Raw genomic sequence first — 15,146 nt, 5'->3', positions numbered from 1 at the left:
CTTGTTCGGGTGCCGAGGACCCTGTGCCCTCCGGCGGGCTGAAGACATCTACTTGTACTGATGTCCAGCGAACCGAAACCAGGAGTACGAGATACGAGCCGCGACTTGGTGCGCGGCAAGGACGGATGTGACTCCGTCCCTTCAACAGGAGCCACAGTAGTGCATGGGGGCCGTATCCCGCGCTTCGGCGGCTCCAGCTCCGGCGACAACGGCGGCGACAGCGGCGCCGGCCCGGCGTACGGTCGGCGCATGGACGACGGCCGGACGCCGCTGCGTGCGGGCGTGGAGGAGGTCCTCTGGCCCCTGGTCGAGGGCTTCCTCGCGGCGAACGAGGCAGCGGGGCTGGCCGTCGCCGTGGTGCACGACGGGGACGTCGTGGCCCGCGGGTTCGGGGTGCGTGACGCCGGCACGGGCGCGGAGGTCACGCCCGAGACGGTGTTCCACCTGGCGTCGGTGTCGAAGCCGTTCGTCGCGACGGCGGTCGTGTCGCTGGCGGGGCCCCGTGCCGGCGCCCAGCCGGCGCTGGACCTGGACGCTCCGATCACGGCGTGGGTGCCCGAGCTCTCACTGGCCGACGGCCGCGCCGCGGAGGTCACGGCGCGCGGCCTGCTGACCCACACGAGCGGCCTGCCGGACGTGTCGGACTACGGCTGGCACGACCCGCAGCTCGGCGACGAGGCGCTCTCCGACTTCGCGCGCAGCCTGTCGGGGTGGCGGCTGAAGACCGACCCCGGCACGGCGTTCTCCTACTCCAACGCGGGCTACGAGCTGCTCGGGCTGCTGCTGTCGCGGGTCACGGGCACGACGTTCGAGGAGGCGGTGCGCCACGTGGTGCTGGAGCCGCTCGGGATGCGCGACAGCACGTTCCTGCGCGCCGACGTGCCCGCGCACCTGGCGGCCTCGCCCCACGTGGGCATGCCGCCGGCGGTGCCCGCGGGCGCCTACCCCTACACCCGGCGGCACGCCCCCAGCTCCAGCCTGCACTCCACCGTGGTCGAGGTGTCGCGGTGGATCGCGGCCCACCTCGAGCCGACGGTGCTGAGCCCCTCGCTGCTCGCGCAGATGTGGGAGCCGGCGATCGAGGTGGGCGGGCCGCCGTGGGACGAGCAGCAGGCGCTGGGCTGGGCGATCGGCAACTACCGCGGGCACCGGCTGCTGGGGCACAGCGGGGCCGATCCCGGGTTCGGCTCGCGGCTGGTCGTGGTGCCCGGGCTGCGCACCGGCGTGGTCGTGCTGGCCAACTCCAACACGGTCCCGGCCTCGCTGATCTGCCAGGCGGCGCTCGACCTCGTGATCGGCGGTCGGGACGACGAGGCCGAGGGCGGGGCGGCGCTGCGCTCGCTGCTGCCCCCGGTCGTCGGGCCGGTCGCCCGGGTGCTCGCGTCGTCGGGCGAGGAGGCGGCCATGGCGACCTTCCACGAGCTCGCGACGGCCGAGCCGGCGTCGTACGACCTGGACGACGAGGGGTTCGTCGACGCGGTCTGGGGTGCCATCGAGCTGCACCGCACCGAGATGGCCTGGCCGCTGCTGCGGCTGTGGACCTCGCTGCGCCCGGAGTCGTCGGACGCCTGGACGATGACCGGCTGGGCGCACTCCGTCGACGGCGACCTCGAGCAGGCGCAGACCCTGCTGCAGCGCGCTCTCGACCTCGACCCCGAGCACGAGGACGCCGCGCTGATCCTGGGGAACCTGCCGACTGTCTAGCCCGATCGGGGAAGCTGCGGGTCCGTGATGGCGCCGTGGGTGGCCGGGGTCTAGCGTCGGAAAGCAACCAAGAGACCTGCCGCCCCGGTTGCCTTGGACGCCCCTACTGCCGCCGTCATCGACGCCCTATCGACGCCCTCCGTGGCCCCGTCGTGGCGGGCGAGCGACGAGGAGGGACGGACATGGCAGTGCAGCTGGACACCCTGCGGGAGGGGATCAGGGGGACCGTCACCGGCCCCTTGGACGAGGGGTACGACGACGCGCGGGCCGTGCGCAACGGCATGATCGACAGGCGACCTGCCGTGGTCGTGCGGCCGGCGAACGCCGGCGACGTGATGACCGCGGTGAGATTCGCCGCCGACAACGACCTGTCGGTGGCGGTCCGGGGTGGTGCCCACAGCGTGCCCGGCTTCGGCACCTGTGACGGAGGCGTCGTCGTCGACCTGTCCGCCATGCGCGGCATCCGGGTCGACCCGCTGGCCCACACGGCCCGGGTCGAAGGCGGCGCGACGTGGGGTGACCTCAACGCCGCGACGTACCCCTTCGGGCTGGCCACGACGGGCGGGATCATCTCGACCACCGGTGTCGGGGGGCTGACCCTCGGCGGCGGCATCGGCTACCTGACCCGCGGCCTCGGCCTCGCCCTCGACAACCTGCTGTCGGCCGACGTGGTGACCGGTGACGGCACCTTCCACGTCGCCAGCGAGAAGGACGACGGCGACCTCTTCTGGGCGATCCGCGGAGGTGGCGGCAACTACGGCGTGGTCACGTCGTTCGAGTTCCGCCTCAGCCCGGTGAAGGACATCTACGGCGGGCCGATGTTCTTCGAGCTCGACCAGGCCGACGACGTGCTCCGGTTCTACCGCGAGTTCATCGCCGACGCACCCGAGCAGCTCGGCTGCTTCCCGGCCTATCAGATCGCGCCGCCGCTGCCGTTCATCCCGGAGGACCGGCACGGCGAGCCCTTCATCGCGATGGTGACCTGCTGGGCCGGCGATCTCGACCAGGGCGAGAAGGTGTTGCAGCCGATCCGCGACCTGGCGCCGCGGGTGGCCGAGATGGTCGGCCCGATGCCGTACCCGGCGCTGAACAGCGCTTTCGACGCGCTGGTCCCGCCCGGGCTGCACCACTACTGGAAGGCCAACTTCGTCACCGAGCTCACCGACGACGCGATCGCGGCGCACCTCGAGCACGGCCCCCGGGTGCCGGTCGTGAACTCGACGGTGCACATCTACCCGATCAACGGCGCCTGCCACCGGGTGGCCCCCGACGCCACGGCGTTCGCCTACCGGGACGCCACGTTCGCCACCGTGATCGCCGGGATGTGGCCGCCGGACCAGGTCGATGACGACGCGGGCATCGCCTGGGTCCGCGACTACTACGACGCCACGGCGCCGCACTCCGAGGAGGGCGGCTACGTCAACTTCATGGCCGATGACGACCAGGACCGGATCCGCGCCAACTACAAGGGCAACTACGACCGGCTGGCACAGATCAAGCGGACCTACGACCCCGGGAACCTGTTCCGCCACAACCAGAACATCCTGCCGGCGTAGGCCGCTCCGGGATGTCCCGTCACCACGACGTCGTCCCCGTCGGCGGCGGCGCGGCCGGTTGCGTCCTGGTGCGGTTGCCAGCGAGGACCCCGGCCTCGACGTGCTCCTCCTCAAGGCCGGGCCCGACCACCTCACGCTCCCCGCGCCGCTCCACGCCCGGCGCTCGCCGGGTCCTGCTCGCCTGCCTCGACGGCGAAGGGCAACGTGTTCTGCGGCGGGGCGACCGGGCAGGTGGCGAAGTCGGTGTAGGCGCAGGGCATGTTGAACGCCCGGTTGAAGTCGAGCTCGGTGGCGCCGTCGGGCGACGGCGCCGGTGCCACCAGCTGGCGGTTGGCGGGATAGGTGGTGATGCCGGAGGTCGCGTCGCGGAAGAGGATCCACAGCGATCCGTCGGGCTCGGCGTACGGCGCGAAGCGGGCGGGGAGCACCCAGCGCGGGTCGGGCGGGTAGCAGGGGGTGCCGCGGTAGGCGCGCAGGAGCGGGGAGTCCGGGTGGCGCGGGCGGACGATGGTGGCGCCGTCGCGGTCGGCGACCTCGGCGATCGCGTCGCCGAAGGCCACCGTCACGCCGTCCTCGTCCACCCGGCCGAGGACGTGCTCGCCCTCGGCGAGGTCGTCGCCGTCGAGGGACAGGGTCTCGCCGACGGCGAGCGTGACGGTGATCTTGCCGCCCTCGGCGGACCACGCGCCGGGGACGTCGTCGAAGCGTTCGGGAGCTGCGGTGAGCCAGTGGATGGCGGTGATCGCCAGCCAGCCGTCGGGGCTGCTCAACCGCCGCTCCCGGGCGTCGCGCCAGGCCTGCCAGTCGCCCAGGAAGTCGGTCACGGGGGCATCGTGCCACCCGGCCGGGGGCCCAACGCCCCTACCGGGGCGCGAGCGACCGGCCGACGCTGGAAGAAGGCAACGAACACCTTCCGGGAGGTGGACCTCATGGGCGCGGATGCACAGACCAGCCCGCGACCGCGACTGTCGGCACGCACCGTCAAGTCGCTGGCCGACACCAAGCAGCACTGGATCACCGCGACGGCTTACGACCGCACCTGCGCGAGACGCGCTGACGAGCTGGCGACGCGTGACAACTGGGTGATGAACGTCGTGCTGGTCCTGACGACGACCTCGTCGCTGGGCGTCTTCGGCGCTCTGGTCGAGCACAACCCCGCGACCTGGGCACGGGTCACCGTCTTCGTGATGACGACGGCGGCCGCCGTGCTGACGGCCATGCGCCAGCAGAACAACTGGTCGCAGACGAGCAGCACGCTGCGGATGCGCGGCGCGGAGTGGAACAAACAGCGGTGCATCCTGGGAGACCATGCCGAGCGGATCATCGAGGGCGGCTCGCTCACGGCCACGGAGCGACGTCGGGTGGACGAGGGCAACTCACGCCTCCTGCGCGACCACCCGCCGATCCCCCAGCGAATGTACGACGCGGCCGCCCGCAAGGCGGCGGAGGACTTCGAGCGGATCTACGAGTTCACCTGACCCGGCGCGCGCTCGCGGGCTGCCCGGACTGCTCGGCCTGCTCGCGGAGGAAGTCGGTGGTCGCCGTCGGCTCGATCCCGCGCGCCGTCAACGGGGTGTCGTCCCAGCGAGCCGGACGCAGGTCCTGGAGCATCCCGGCGCCGAGCACGGAGGCGAGCGCGTCGTTGCGTCGGGCCAACAGCCGCATCGCCAGCCGCACGACGGGTCGGGGCAGGTGGCGCGCCTTCATGGGGTGACCGGTGGCCTCCACGACGCCGACCGCCTCGTTCTTCCGCGAACCAGGCGTCGAGGCACCACGGGGTCAGCGTCGCGGGCGGGACAGGACGACGAGCTGGCGATAGCCGGCGCCGGGGTAGAGGCCATTGTTGATGGTCCAGGCCGAACGCTTGTCGCGGAAGCGCGGGATGGCGCTGCAGGTGTCGCCGACGCCGTTCCGGCCGAAGCGCCGCGGCGGCTGAGGCACGGGGAGGGCGCGGAACCGTCTCCCAGAGCCCCGGTTCACCAGCATCCAGTCCCGGGCCTGCCGGGTGCGGGTTCCGGAGGCGAGGCTCTGCACGACGAGGAGGTCGCGGGCATGGTCACCGTTGGCGGCGCCGGTGCAGAAGCTCTGGCCGGCGGTGAACGAGTGCCGGTAGCTGATCCGCGAGAAGTGTGGTGTCCGGTGGCGGTTGAGCCGCACGACCAGGGCGTGCCGCGACACAGTCACGAGGTCCGCCCAGCCATCACCGTCCATGTCGACGAGCTCCGCGTCCCGCAGCTCCTGCTGCGGGACGCCCTCCCGGGCGGCGCGCCACCTGTAGACCACAGCCCCGCCCCGGGTCGTCTCGTTGTGGTAGATCAGCAGGCGTCGTGCAGTGAGCCCCCCGCCGTCCCAGTAGGAACAGGTCACGAAGTCCTGCCGGCCGTCGTGGTCGTAGTCCGCCGTGTCGGAGCAGGTGGTGCCGCGATCCGCGGGCAGCCCCGCTGTGTGCCGGCCACGGAAGTGACCACCCTTGTTGAGAAGCAGGCGGTCCAGGCTCGGGAACTCGATCGACGGGGCGTCGCCCAGGAAGAGACTGGGGCGCGCGCCGGGCCGGGGCGTGAGCAGCGACACCACCCGACCCCGTCCTGAAGGGTCGCGTGCTCCCCACGCCCGCACACGATCGACGAAGCTGCCGTCCCGCCGCTGCATGAACATGCTGTTCGACTTGTCCGAGAGGGTCCCCTTGTCGGCGCCGCGTACGCAGTAGAGGTCCACCCGCCCGTCCGGCCGGCCATCAGCCGGGCGGCCGAAGTCCGCTGCCACGCAGTTGTGGCGATCAGTGCGGTGAAGGCCTCGATCAAAGGTGAAGTCCCCGGAACCGCTCCCGAGCCAGATCTCCCAGCGCTGGAGGTGGAAGGACAGCAGGACATCCAGGTTGCCATCACCGTTCTTGTCGAAGACGAGGTTGTCGCCCCACGTCTGCGACCACGCGCCGAAGCCGGTGCGGTGCGGATCGACCTCGAGGGTGATGTCGCGGACGCGCCTCGTCGTGGTCCGCGCCGGCAGGGTGGCCGCTCGCGGTGCAGCGGCCCGTTGGCCGGCCGGAGCAGACGGCACCTGCCCGGCGCTGCCGGTGCCCGTCACCGTCGACGCGACCACGAGCAGCGGGGCCACTGCCCAGAGCATGCTGCGGGCGCGACGTCGTGACTCCCTCGCGTGACTGGTCATGACGACTCCTGCGGCCTGTGATCCACGGATGACATGTCATCCGTACAGCTGGCCGGTCAGGGCCAACTAGAGGCCTACGGCCTCAGCCTGACGGACCCGGGTACGACGACGCCCGCCGCGAACAGCCTTCGTCGGTCTGGTGCCGCGCGGACGTCGCCGTCACCGGGGAGCCGCATTCCTGCTGCACGGGGCTGGCAGCAGCTACTGCCCGACGAGCTCGACGCGTACGCCGGCCGGGTCGACGAAGGCCAGCGAGGCCGGGCCGCGGTCCTCGACCCTCGCCCCAGCCGCCACTAGGCGGCCGCGGAGGCGGGGCAGGTCGCCGGCGTCGACGGGCACCTCGGCGGGGTCGGTCTCGGGGACCGGGAGGCCGACCGCGTCGTAGAAGCGCGTGGTCATGGTGGCTCCTCCTCAGCTCGTCGCGTACACGTCGGAGAGGCCGTTGAGAGCACGCACCTCGAGGAAGCCGCGGATGCTCCTCCAGCCGCGCCTGGAGGAGTCGGTGACCTCGAAGCGGCCGCGGAAGTCCTGGAGGACCCACGGCACGATCGTCGAGCAGACCTCGCCGTCGGAGTGCAGCGTGATGGTGGGGCCGCCCGCGTCGCCGACGCGGAGGTCGGCGGACGCCGGGGCGCACTCGCCGACGGCGGGGACGCCGCCCGGGACGGTGACGGTGCCGGCGTACGCGCCGCTGACCGGCGTGCCGCTGACCTCGCCGGAGACGACGACCGAGGTGGCGTCGACCGTGCTGGCGCCGGTGCCGGCGAGCGACAGCCGGCTGCTGGCCGCGGCGGGGCCCGCGATCGCGAGGGTGGTGGCGGCGGTGACCGCCGCGAGGGTGGTGAGGGTGCGCATGGTGGTTCCTTCTCCTGTGGTGGTGGGTGGGTGTGGCGTGGTCTCGACGGACTCGACCGACGTCAGAGGTGGCCGCCGTGGGCGAGCCAGGTGGCGGCCTCGGGGCCGAGCTCGTGCCGGGCGCGCTCCTCGTACTCCGCGACGTCGGCGGCGGTGAGGGTGTCGGCCCAGCGGCCGTTGGTGCCCCGGTTGATGAAGACCCGGGCGCCGGCGTCCCAGAAGGCGCCGCCGAGCGGCACCGAGCGGGTGGCGTGCTGCTTCATCCAGTCGAACGTGCAGTACTCCACGACCTGCGGCCAGGTGGCCTCGTCGACGGGGACGTCGAGGAACGCCGCGATCCGGCGCATCTCGCCCTCCATGTCGCGCTTGAGGTCGGCGAAGTGGACGAAGAGCACGTTGTCGAGGTGGCGGGCGGCCCACCAGGTGCGGACGTTCTCCCAGAACGGCCAGAACGGGTGGCCGTCGCGGTCGAGCCAGTCTCGCCAGTAGGTGCGGATGTCGGCGGGCGGCCGCTCGATCGGCGGCCCGACGCGGCCGGGGGTGTCGTTGAGGGCGTCGTACCAGAGCTGGTTGGCGTTGACGTGGTGGTTGAACATGCTCCACACGACGTCGCGGCCGTCGCGGCCGATGTAGACGTACTTGGCCCGCGGCGAGAAGACCAGCGCGTCGAGCGGCAGGTGGGTCTTGAGGAAGCGGCGGTGCGCCTGCGCCTCGACCTGCGGCAGCTTCACCTCCTTCGGCGGCACGCGCAGGTCGAGCCAGGGCGACATCTCCGCGACGCTGAGCTCGGGGTCGGGGCCGAACAGCAGCTGGCCGACGATCTGCTGGGTCCAGGTGGTCCCCGACTTGGCGTACGTCGCGATGACGATGTCGTCGTCGCGGAAGCGCAGGTCGTTCCAGATCGTCGAGTCGACGTGGTGGTTGTGCAGCTCCCGGGTCTTGGTCGGGAGGGTCGTGGTGGGCATCTCTGCTCCTTCGTGGCGGGGTGGTTCCACGGTCGGGGCGGCACGCGGGACAGCACAGGAACAGCGGCTGGACCAGTTCTGGAACACCGCGGGGGCGGGCGTTGCGGCACCATGGGCGCATGGCCGGGTCGGAGACCTTTGCCGCGCGCCTGCGCCGGCTCCGCGAGGCCGCGGGCCTGACCCAGGAGGAGCTCGCGGACCGCGCCGGGCTGAGCAGCAAGGCGGTGAGCCTGCTCGAGCGCGGCGAGCGCACCAAGCCCTACCCCCACACGGTCTCCTCCCTGGCCGACGCCCTCGGGCTCCCGGAGGACGAGCGGGCCGCGCTGGTCGCGGCGGCCCGGGGCCGGACGGCGTCGGCCACGAGGGCGGCGTCGTACGCCGGGATGCCGCCGACGCCGCTGCTGGGGCGCGAGCAGCTGCTGCACGAGATCGCGGTCCTGCTGCAGGCCGGGGAGACCCGGCTGCTGACGCTGACCGGGCCCGGCGGCGTCGGGAAGACGCGTCTCGCGCAGGCCCTGCTGGCACAGCAGGCGGGCGCGTGGCCCGCGGGCGAGGTGTTCGTGCCACTGGCGCCGGTCTCCTCGCCCGACCTGGCGCTGCCGACCATCGCGCACGCGCTCGGCCTCGGCGACGACGGCCGCGACCCGGGCGTCATGCTCGCGCACCACCTCACGGGGCGGCGGATGCTGCTGGTGCTCGACAACCTCGAGCACCTGGTGCCCGCGGTCGACCACCTCGCCCCGTTGCTCGAGCTGCCCGGCGGCCCGGTCGTCGTCGCCACCAGCCGGCGCCCGTTGCGGCTGCGTGGAGAGGTGGAGCACGCCGTGCCCCCGCTGTGGACGCCCCAGTCGGCGCACCCGTCGGCCGCGGCCGTGCTGGGATCACCCGCCGGGCGGCTGTTCGCCCAGCGGGCGCAGGCGGTGTCGCAGGGCTTCGAGGTGACCGAGGACAACGCCGCCGAGGTCGCCGCCATCTGCCGGCAGCTGGCGGGGATCCCACTGGCCCTGGAGATCGCGGCGGCGCGCACGCGGTTCCTCGGCACGACCCAGCTGCTCGCGCGCATCGACCGGCTGATGACCGAGGAGGGCGCGCGCGACCTCGACGACCGGCAGCGCACGCTGGCCCGCACGCTCGACTGGAGCCACGACCTGCTCGGAGCGGACGAGCAGGTGGTCTTCGCCCGGCTGTCGGTCTTCGCCGGCAGCTTCGGGCTCGAGGCGGCGGAGGTGGTCGGCGGCGCCGGCGACGACATCGACGTGCTCGCCTGTCTCGAGCAGCTGGTCGAGCACTCGCTCGTCACCGTCGACCTCCCCACCGGGGCCGGGGAGGCGCGCTACCGCCTGCTGGAGCCGGTGCGGCAGTACGCCGCCGCCCGGCTGCGCGCCGCCGGCGAGGAGGAGGCGACCCGGCTCGCGCACGCGCAGTGGTACGTCGCGCTCGCGGAGGCGGCGTACCCCCACATCGAACGCGGCGAGCAGGTCGAGTGGCTCGACCTGCTGCGCGCGGAGAACGACAACCTGCGCGCCGCCATCGCCTGGAGCATCGGCTCGGGCCACCCCGACCTCGCCGTGCGCTTCGGGTGGTCGTTGCGGATGTACTGGTTGCACCACGACCGGCGCGAGGAGGGACGGCTGCTGCTCGAGCAGGTCCCCGACCGCGACGCGGCGCCGCCCGTGGAGCGCGCCCGACTGCTGCACGTGCTCTCCTTCTGCCACTACGGCTTCGGCGGGCCGCACCTCGCACTGTCGCGCGAGGCGCTCGACCTCTTCCGTGAGGCCGGCGACGTGGTCGGCGAGGAGTACGCCCTGGGCCAGCTCGGCTTCGCGCTGCTCTCGGAGGGCGACGCCGACGGAGCACGCGAGGCGCTCGAGGCCGCCCTCGAGCTGTCGCTGGCGCGCGGCGACGAGACCCAGGCCGGCCACCTGCTCAACCACCTCGCGGCGGCCGCCCTGCAGGTCGACGACCGGCCCCGCGCGGCCGAGCTCGCGGAGCGGGCGCTGGGCCACGCGCGGCACACCGGCGAGCGCCTGGCGCAGCAGACCGCGCTGCAGATCCTGGCCCAGCTCGCCTGGGCCGACGGCGACCTCCCGCGCGCACGGGAGCTCTTCTCCGACTCGTTGCAGCACGCCGTCGAGCTGTCCGACGACGTGAACGCGGCGTACTGCCTGCGCGGCCTGGCCGTCTGCGACGGCGAGGGCGGTTGCAGCCCCGAGGCCACACAGCTGTTCGGCGAGGCCGCGACGGTGCTCGAGGCGGCGGGATCCCCCCGGTTCGCGTGGCTGATGCCGGAGTTCGAGGAGGCGGTGTCGTCCGCGTCGGCCGGCGAGCCCGACGATTGCTGACCGGGACGTGGTGCCCGGTCCGCTCGCGGACCGGCGATGAGTCCGGACCTGTGACAGTGTCGGACCTCTCATGACGACCTTCGCGCTGGTCCACGGCTCCGGTGACGGCGGGTGGTCGTGGCACCTCGTCCGGCGCGCCCTCGAGGAACGCGGGCACGCGGCGGTCGCGCCCGACCTGCCGACCGACCGCGACGACGCGACGTGGGACGACTGCGTCGAGGCGGTCGTCGGGGCCGTCGGGGCTGTCGGGGACGCCACCGAGGTGGTGGTGGTCGGCCACTCCGCGGGCGGGTTCGTCGCACCGCTCGTGGCCGACCGGCTGGGCGCGCGGATGCAGGTCTTCGTGGCCGGCATGGTGCCGCGGCCGGGCGAGACGGCGACGGAGTGGTTCGGCAACGTGGGCTGGGCCGAGGAGGTCGACCCCGACCCCCTCGTCGCGTTCTTCCACGACGTCCCCGACGAGCTGGCCGAGCAGGCGGTGGCGCGCGAGCGGCCGACCGCCCAGCGGCTCGGCGAGACCCCGTGGCCGCTGGCGGCCCTGCCGACGGCGCGGTCGCGGTACGTCGTGGCCACCCGCGACCGCTTCCTCCCGGTGGCCGTCCAGCGGCGGTCGGCCGAGCGCCTGGGCATCACCCACCCCGACGCGATCGCGAGCGGGCACTGCGTGCACCTGAGCCGGCCCGAGGAGCTGGCGAACCTGCTCGTCGGCTACCTCGGGGAGAGGTGAGCCGTACCGCCGCGAACCGGGGTGGCCGCTCGGGTGTCGTCAGGAGGACGATCACCGGAGCGAGGAGGTGGCGGTGTGGGCGGATCGACGTCGCTCCACGAGCTGTACGACGCGTCGTACAGACGACTGGTGCTGCAGCTCTTCGCGTTCTGCGGCGACCTGGCCGAGGCGGAGGACGCCGTGCAGGAGGCCTTCGTCAAGGCCATCGGCAAGGGCCGCGCCTTCGACCAGGTCACCAACCCGGAGGCCTGGCTGCGCACCGTCGCAATGAACCACCAGCGCAACCACTGGCGGCACGGCAAGGTCGTGCGCCGCTTCGTGGCCAGCACGCCGGGAAGCCTGTCCGCCCCTGACCTCAGTCCCGACCACGTGGCGATCGTGCAGGCCCTGGCCGGGCTCGACCCGGACGTGCGTGAGGTCGTCGTGCTGCGCTACCTGGCCGACCTCAGCACCGCCGAGGTCGCCCACGAGCTGGACGTGCCCGAGGGCACGGTGAAGTCACGGCTCTCACGCGGACGCGAGCGTCTCGCCCCACTGCTCGACGACCGGGAGGAGGCCGACCATGCCTGACATCGACGTGCTGCGTGAGCTCACCGGCCAGCTGCGGGCCCCCGGGTTCGACGACCTCGTCGCCGTGTCGCGGCGCCGACGTCGCCGGGCCGCGGCGGGAGCGGCCGCCGCCGTGACGGTCGTGGCGCTGGCCGTGGGAGGCGCCGTCCTGGCCGTCCCCGGCGGCGCAGACGCCCCGGAGCCGGCTCCCCAGCCGCCGTCGGTGACGCCGACCGTGACGCCGACCGTCGGTGGCGACGCGAGGCTGGAGCGGATCCTCGCGCGGGGCGACATGATGGATCAGGTGTCCGCACCCGACGGGTCGCTGCGGGCGCAGTACGCGTGCACGAACTGCTCCGGCGTCGACCCGATCCACCACCACCCAGCGATCCAAGTGACCGAGGGCGACTCGACCGCGCTCTTCGGGGCGCGCGGCTTCGTCAGCCTCACCATCCTCGACGAGCACACCGTCCTCGCGCAGGACTCCGCGGCCGAGGACGAGCCGGTGCGCTACCGCCTGCTCCGTGCCGATGGCACGGAGATCGCACTCAGCATGGTCGCCGACCCTGCTCCGGCAGTTCCCGGCCCCGGCGTGTTCGTCGACCGTTACGCCCGGGAGTTGATCTACTGGGAGTGCTGCACCTTCCCCGGAGGGGGCGGCCGCGAGTCGCTGGCCGTCGTCGACGTCGAGGCGCGGACCGTGCGACCGGTGGCGGCACCGGACGACGTCCGGTTCTGGGGCCCGAACACCGACGAGGCCCTTTGGGGGGTCACCGACGACTGCCGGGTCCGCTGGGCCGTCGACGGCACCTTCCGCGAGAGCGACGCCGGATGCTGGCACTCGCATGCCCCCACCTACATCGACCCCGAGTGGTTCCCGACAGGGTGGCTCGCGCCGGGTCGGATGGTGGTCGGGCAGCCGACTCCCCATGGCAACGTCAGGCTGTTCGTGACCCTCGACGGCGCGGAGACCTGGCAGAAGTACGGGCACGTGGACTACGACGACGGGGAGCTCACCCCATTGCTGAAAGACATCGGCTGAGCGCTAGCAGAACCGCGGCAGGTGGTGCGCCAGCTGCTTCTGCCACCAGGGCCAGTCGTGCGCGACGTCGTGGCCCCAGACGTCGAGCTCGTGCGGGATGCCCTTCTCGGCGAGGAGGTGCGCCACGCGGCGGGTCGAGGGCAGGGCGCCGGTCGGGTTGGTCTCCCACGCGCCCTGGCCGACGACGAGGACGGCGTACAACCGCGAGCGCAGCCAGTCGAGGTGGTCGCCGCCGAGGTGGGCGAGGTGGTCGGTCGGGTTGGTGAAGTACGACGCGTCGCCGCGGTCGCCCCACGCCCGCCAGGTGGAGGGGTCGTAGTTGCCCGAGAGGCACAGCGCGACGGGGAACAGGTCGGCGCGGGTGACCGCGAGCTGGAGCGCGTGGTAGGCGCCCATGCTGCAGCCGGTCACGACGGCGTCGGTGACGCCGGGCGAGTCGGCGCCGACGAACGGGACGACCTGCTCGGTCACCCACGCCTCGTACGCGCGGTGGCGGCGGGCGCGCTCCTCGATCGGGAGCCCCGCGTCCGCCCAGGTCTCGGCGTCGAAGCTGTCGACGCAGTAGAGCTTGCAGCGACCGGCGTGCACGAGGTCCGCGACGGCGCCGACCATGCCGTTGTTCTCGAAGTCCCAGGCCCGCCCGGCCTCGCTCGGGAACACCAGCACCGGCCGCCCGTGGTGGCCGTAGCGGATCACGGTGCCGGGCCGGCTGAAGCCGGGGGCGTCGAGCTCGAGCTGGTAGCGGTCCACGCTGCGCCATGATGTCGGCCGGCCGACCGGGTGGCAACGTCGGCCGGTTCCGCTGGCGCCGGCGCGCCGGTGACGCCACGATGTGCACACCCGCCGCCGTAGGGAGGAGACGCCATGGCCCGCAGTCCCCAGCTCGTGCACGTCGAGGTAGCGGAGCGAGGGCTGCAGTGCCTGGTCTGCGGCGGAGAGACGTTCAGCGTCCGCTCGATCACCCTGATCACGTCGGGCATCGCCAACTCTGGCCTCAACAAGACGGCCGATGTGGCGACGTGCAGCGCGTGCGGCTACCTGCACCAGTTCGTGACTGGGACGCTCGTCACGCGGCCGGTGTGAGGCTGAGCTCGAGTTCACGGCCGAGGAACCGCGCGAGCTCCGCCGACTCCTCGGCCAGCGCCGTACGGGGCACGCGGCCGGAGTCGGGCCACCAGTCGACCTCGAGCCGGTCGCGGCGCACGGCCCAGGTGCCGGCGACGACGCCGCGGTGGAGCACCGGGTTGGCGGTGCGGCTGATCACCTCGCGGTGGGCGGGCGGGACGACGTGCGGGTCGGTGGTGCCCGGCGCCATCACCCAGGGGTCGCGGCCCGGGATGAGGCGGACGGAGGCGGACGGCCTGGTCGCGTGCAGGTCGTCGAGGTCGTCGGGGTGCACGAGCAGCCGCTCCCCCTCGACGTCGACGTGCTCGACGCGGCTCTCGACGTCCGCGAGCCAGCGGGTGACGGCGCGGGCCGGCGCGGCCAGCGACTTGCTGACGTGGTCGTGCACGCGCTCGGGAACGGCGGGGCCGTAGGTGCGCAGGTAGGCCGTGATCACGCGCGGGCCCGCCTCCTCGAGGTCGGGCAGCCCGCCCCAGCCCGGGGTGCGGTCGAGCCGGACGTAGGTCTCCTCGCCGTCGCGGGGCAGCCCGAGGCCCACGTCGCCCTGCCAGCTCAGCGGCTTGAGCAGGGTGACGTTGCCCTCGGCCACGATCTCGCGGAGGTGGCGGTAGCGCCGGCTGCGACCGAGCGCCGCGGCCAGCTCGGAGCGGGTGAGCGGTCCGTCGTCGAGCGCCTCGCGGACGTACGCGCGGAACCGCGGCCAGTCGTCCGGCTCGAGCCGGTAGTAGTCGCGCCAGCTCTTCAGCTCCCACTGGCGGTTGGAGGCCCGCACGACGAGGTAGGCGCCGGCGTCCTGCGGGGTCATCAGGTGCACGGCGCCGCGGAACGCGAACACCTTGACCACCTCGCCCTCCTCCAGCGCCCGGGTCCCGTCACCGGTGCGGCCGCCCGTGCGGCGTACCCCGATCCCGACCTCGAGGGCCTGGTCGGGCCAGGCCGGGACGGCGCCGAGGCGCTCGACGACGTCGACGACCGAACCCGTGCCGACGGGGTCGAGCAGCTGCCGCCCCAGTCGCCAGGCCAGGACGTTCCCCCAGGTCAGCACCATGGCCCGCAGGCTAGTGCGGAATGCGGACGCTCCGCGTCAGGCAAGGTCGGGGGTCGTGTGCCCGA

General features: G+C 73.2%; 16 protein-coding genes. 8 read left to right on the top strand and 8 right to left on the bottom strand.

From position 1 onward, the window contains the following. The first annotated feature begins 159 nt into the window (after positions 1–159). Both ACFPGP_RS07525 and ACFPGP_RS07520 read left to right on the top strand, forming a co-directional pair. A complete protein-coding gene (locus ACFPGP_RS07525) occupies positions 160–1,704 on the top strand; it encodes a serine hydrolase (protein WP_378588900.1) in 1,545 nt (514 codons plus the stop codon). Positions 1,705–1,886: 182 nt separating this feature from the next. After that, positions 1,887–3,260, top strand: coding sequence for an FAD-binding oxidoreductase (locus tag ACFPGP_RS07520; RefSeq protein WP_378588898.1), 1,374 nt, complete (start codon positions 1,887–1,889; stop codon positions 3,258–3,260). Between the two features lie 131 nt (positions 3,261–3,391). Here the strand turns inward: ACFPGP_RS07520 and ACFPGP_RS07515 are convergent, their stop codons facing one another. Continuing rightward, positions 3,392–4,084, bottom strand: coding sequence for a DUF1684 domain-containing protein (locus ACFPGP_RS07515; RefSeq protein ID WP_378588897.1), 693 nt, complete (start codon positions 4,082–4,084; stop codon positions 3,392–3,394). 105 nt (positions 4,085–4,189) lie between these two features. Between ACFPGP_RS07515 and ACFPGP_RS07510 the strand changes: the two genes are divergently transcribed. Further along, complete coding sequence (locus tag ACFPGP_RS07510; RefSeq protein WP_378588895.1) at positions 4,190–4,738, top strand: hypothetical protein; 549 nt, start codon at positions 4,190–4,192, stop codon at positions 4,736–4,738. Here ACFPGP_RS07510 and ACFPGP_RS07505 read toward each other — a convergent pair. The 5 genes from ACFPGP_RS07505 to ACFPGP_RS07485 form a co-directional block, all read right to left on the bottom strand. Further along, positions 4,731–4,988, bottom strand: coding sequence for a hypothetical protein (locus ACFPGP_RS07505; RefSeq protein ID WP_378588893.1), 258 nt, complete (start codon positions 4,986–4,988; stop codon positions 4,731–4,733). The two genes, ACFPGP_RS07510 and ACFPGP_RS07505, sit on opposite strands and share 8 nt — an antisense overlap. 51 nt (positions 4,989–5,039) lie before the next feature. Next, a complete protein-coding gene (locus tag ACFPGP_RS07500) occupies positions 5,040–6,428 on the bottom strand; it encodes an FG-GAP repeat domain-containing protein (protein WP_378588892.1) in 1,389 nt (462 codons plus the stop codon). Between the two features lie 201 nt (positions 6,429–6,629). Then, positions 6,630–6,827, bottom strand: a complete 198-nt coding sequence (locus ACFPGP_RS07495; RefSeq protein ID WP_378588890.1) for a hypothetical protein — start codon at positions 6,825–6,827, stop codon at positions 6,630–6,632. A gap of 12 nt (positions 6,828–6,839) precedes the next feature. After that, positions 6,840–7,283, bottom strand: coding sequence for a hypothetical protein (locus ACFPGP_RS07490; protein ID WP_378588889.1), 444 nt, complete (start codon positions 7,281–7,283; stop codon positions 6,840–6,842). A gap of 62 nt (positions 7,284–7,345) precedes the next feature. Continuing rightward, on the bottom strand, positions 7,346–8,248 hold the full coding sequence (locus tag ACFPGP_RS07485) for a sulfotransferase domain-containing protein (RefSeq protein WP_378588888.1): 903 nt from the start codon (positions 8,246–8,248) through the stop codon (positions 7,346–7,348). Between the two features lie 119 nt (positions 8,249–8,367). On the opposite strand from ACFPGP_RS07485, the gene ACFPGP_RS07480 reads away from it, so the two are divergent. The 4 genes from ACFPGP_RS07480 to ACFPGP_RS07465 all read left to right on the top strand — a co-directional run bounded on the left by ACFPGP_RS07480 (position 8,368) and on the right by ACFPGP_RS07465 (position 12,908). Then, positions 8,368–10,590: an ATP-binding protein gene (locus tag ACFPGP_RS07480; RefSeq protein WP_378588886.1), complete on the top strand. Its 2,223-nt coding sequence runs from the start codon at positions 8,368–8,370 to the stop codon at positions 10,588–10,590. Positions 10,591–10,660: 70 nt separating this feature from the next. Next, complete coding sequence (locus ACFPGP_RS07475) at positions 10,661–11,317, top strand: alpha/beta fold hydrolase (protein ID WP_378588884.1); 657 nt, start codon at positions 10,661–10,663, stop codon at positions 11,315–11,317. A gap of 75 nt (positions 11,318–11,392) precedes the next feature. Next, positions 11,393–11,887 (top strand): RNA polymerase sigma factor, encoded by a 495-nt coding sequence (locus tag ACFPGP_RS07470; protein ID WP_378588882.1) that lies wholly within the window; start codon positions 11,393–11,395, stop codon positions 11,885–11,887. Further along, on the top strand, positions 11,880–12,908 hold the full coding sequence (locus ACFPGP_RS07465; protein ID WP_378588880.1) for a hypothetical protein: 1,029 nt from the start codon (positions 11,880–11,882) through the stop codon (positions 12,906–12,908). The genes ACFPGP_RS07470 and ACFPGP_RS07465 overlap by 8 nt, the downstream gene beginning before the upstream one ends. Positions 12,909–12,911: 3 nt before the next feature. On the opposite strand, the gene ACFPGP_RS07460 is transcribed toward ACFPGP_RS07465, so the two are convergent. Continuing rightward, entirely contained in the window at positions 12,912–13,658 is a 747-nt protein-coding gene (locus ACFPGP_RS07460; protein WP_378588879.1) for an esterase family protein, read from the bottom strand. A gap of 114 nt (positions 13,659–13,772) precedes the next feature. Between ACFPGP_RS07460 and ACFPGP_RS07455 the strand changes: the two genes are divergently transcribed. After that, entirely contained in the window at positions 13,773–13,991 is a 219-nt protein-coding gene (locus ACFPGP_RS07455; protein ID WP_378588877.1) for a hypothetical protein, read from the top strand. Here the strand turns inward: ACFPGP_RS07455 and ACFPGP_RS07450 are convergent. Further along, complete coding sequence (locus tag ACFPGP_RS07450; protein ID WP_378588875.1) at positions 13,975–15,081, bottom strand: DNA glycosylase AlkZ-like family protein; 1,107 nt, start codon at positions 15,079–15,081, stop codon at positions 13,975–13,977. The two genes, ACFPGP_RS07455 and ACFPGP_RS07450, sit on opposite strands and share 17 nt — an antisense overlap. Positions 15,082–15,146 lie beyond the last annotated feature (65 nt).

It is taken from the genome of Nocardioides taihuensis, from assembly GCF_042657275.1.
In the GTDB taxonomy this organism is placed as follows: Bacteria; Actinomycetota; Actinomycetes; order Propionibacteriales; family Nocardioidaceae; genus Nocardioides; species Nocardioides taihuensis.
Note: the sequence above shows the minus strand (reverse complement) of the source record. Positions and strands in the feature narration are given on the sequence as shown.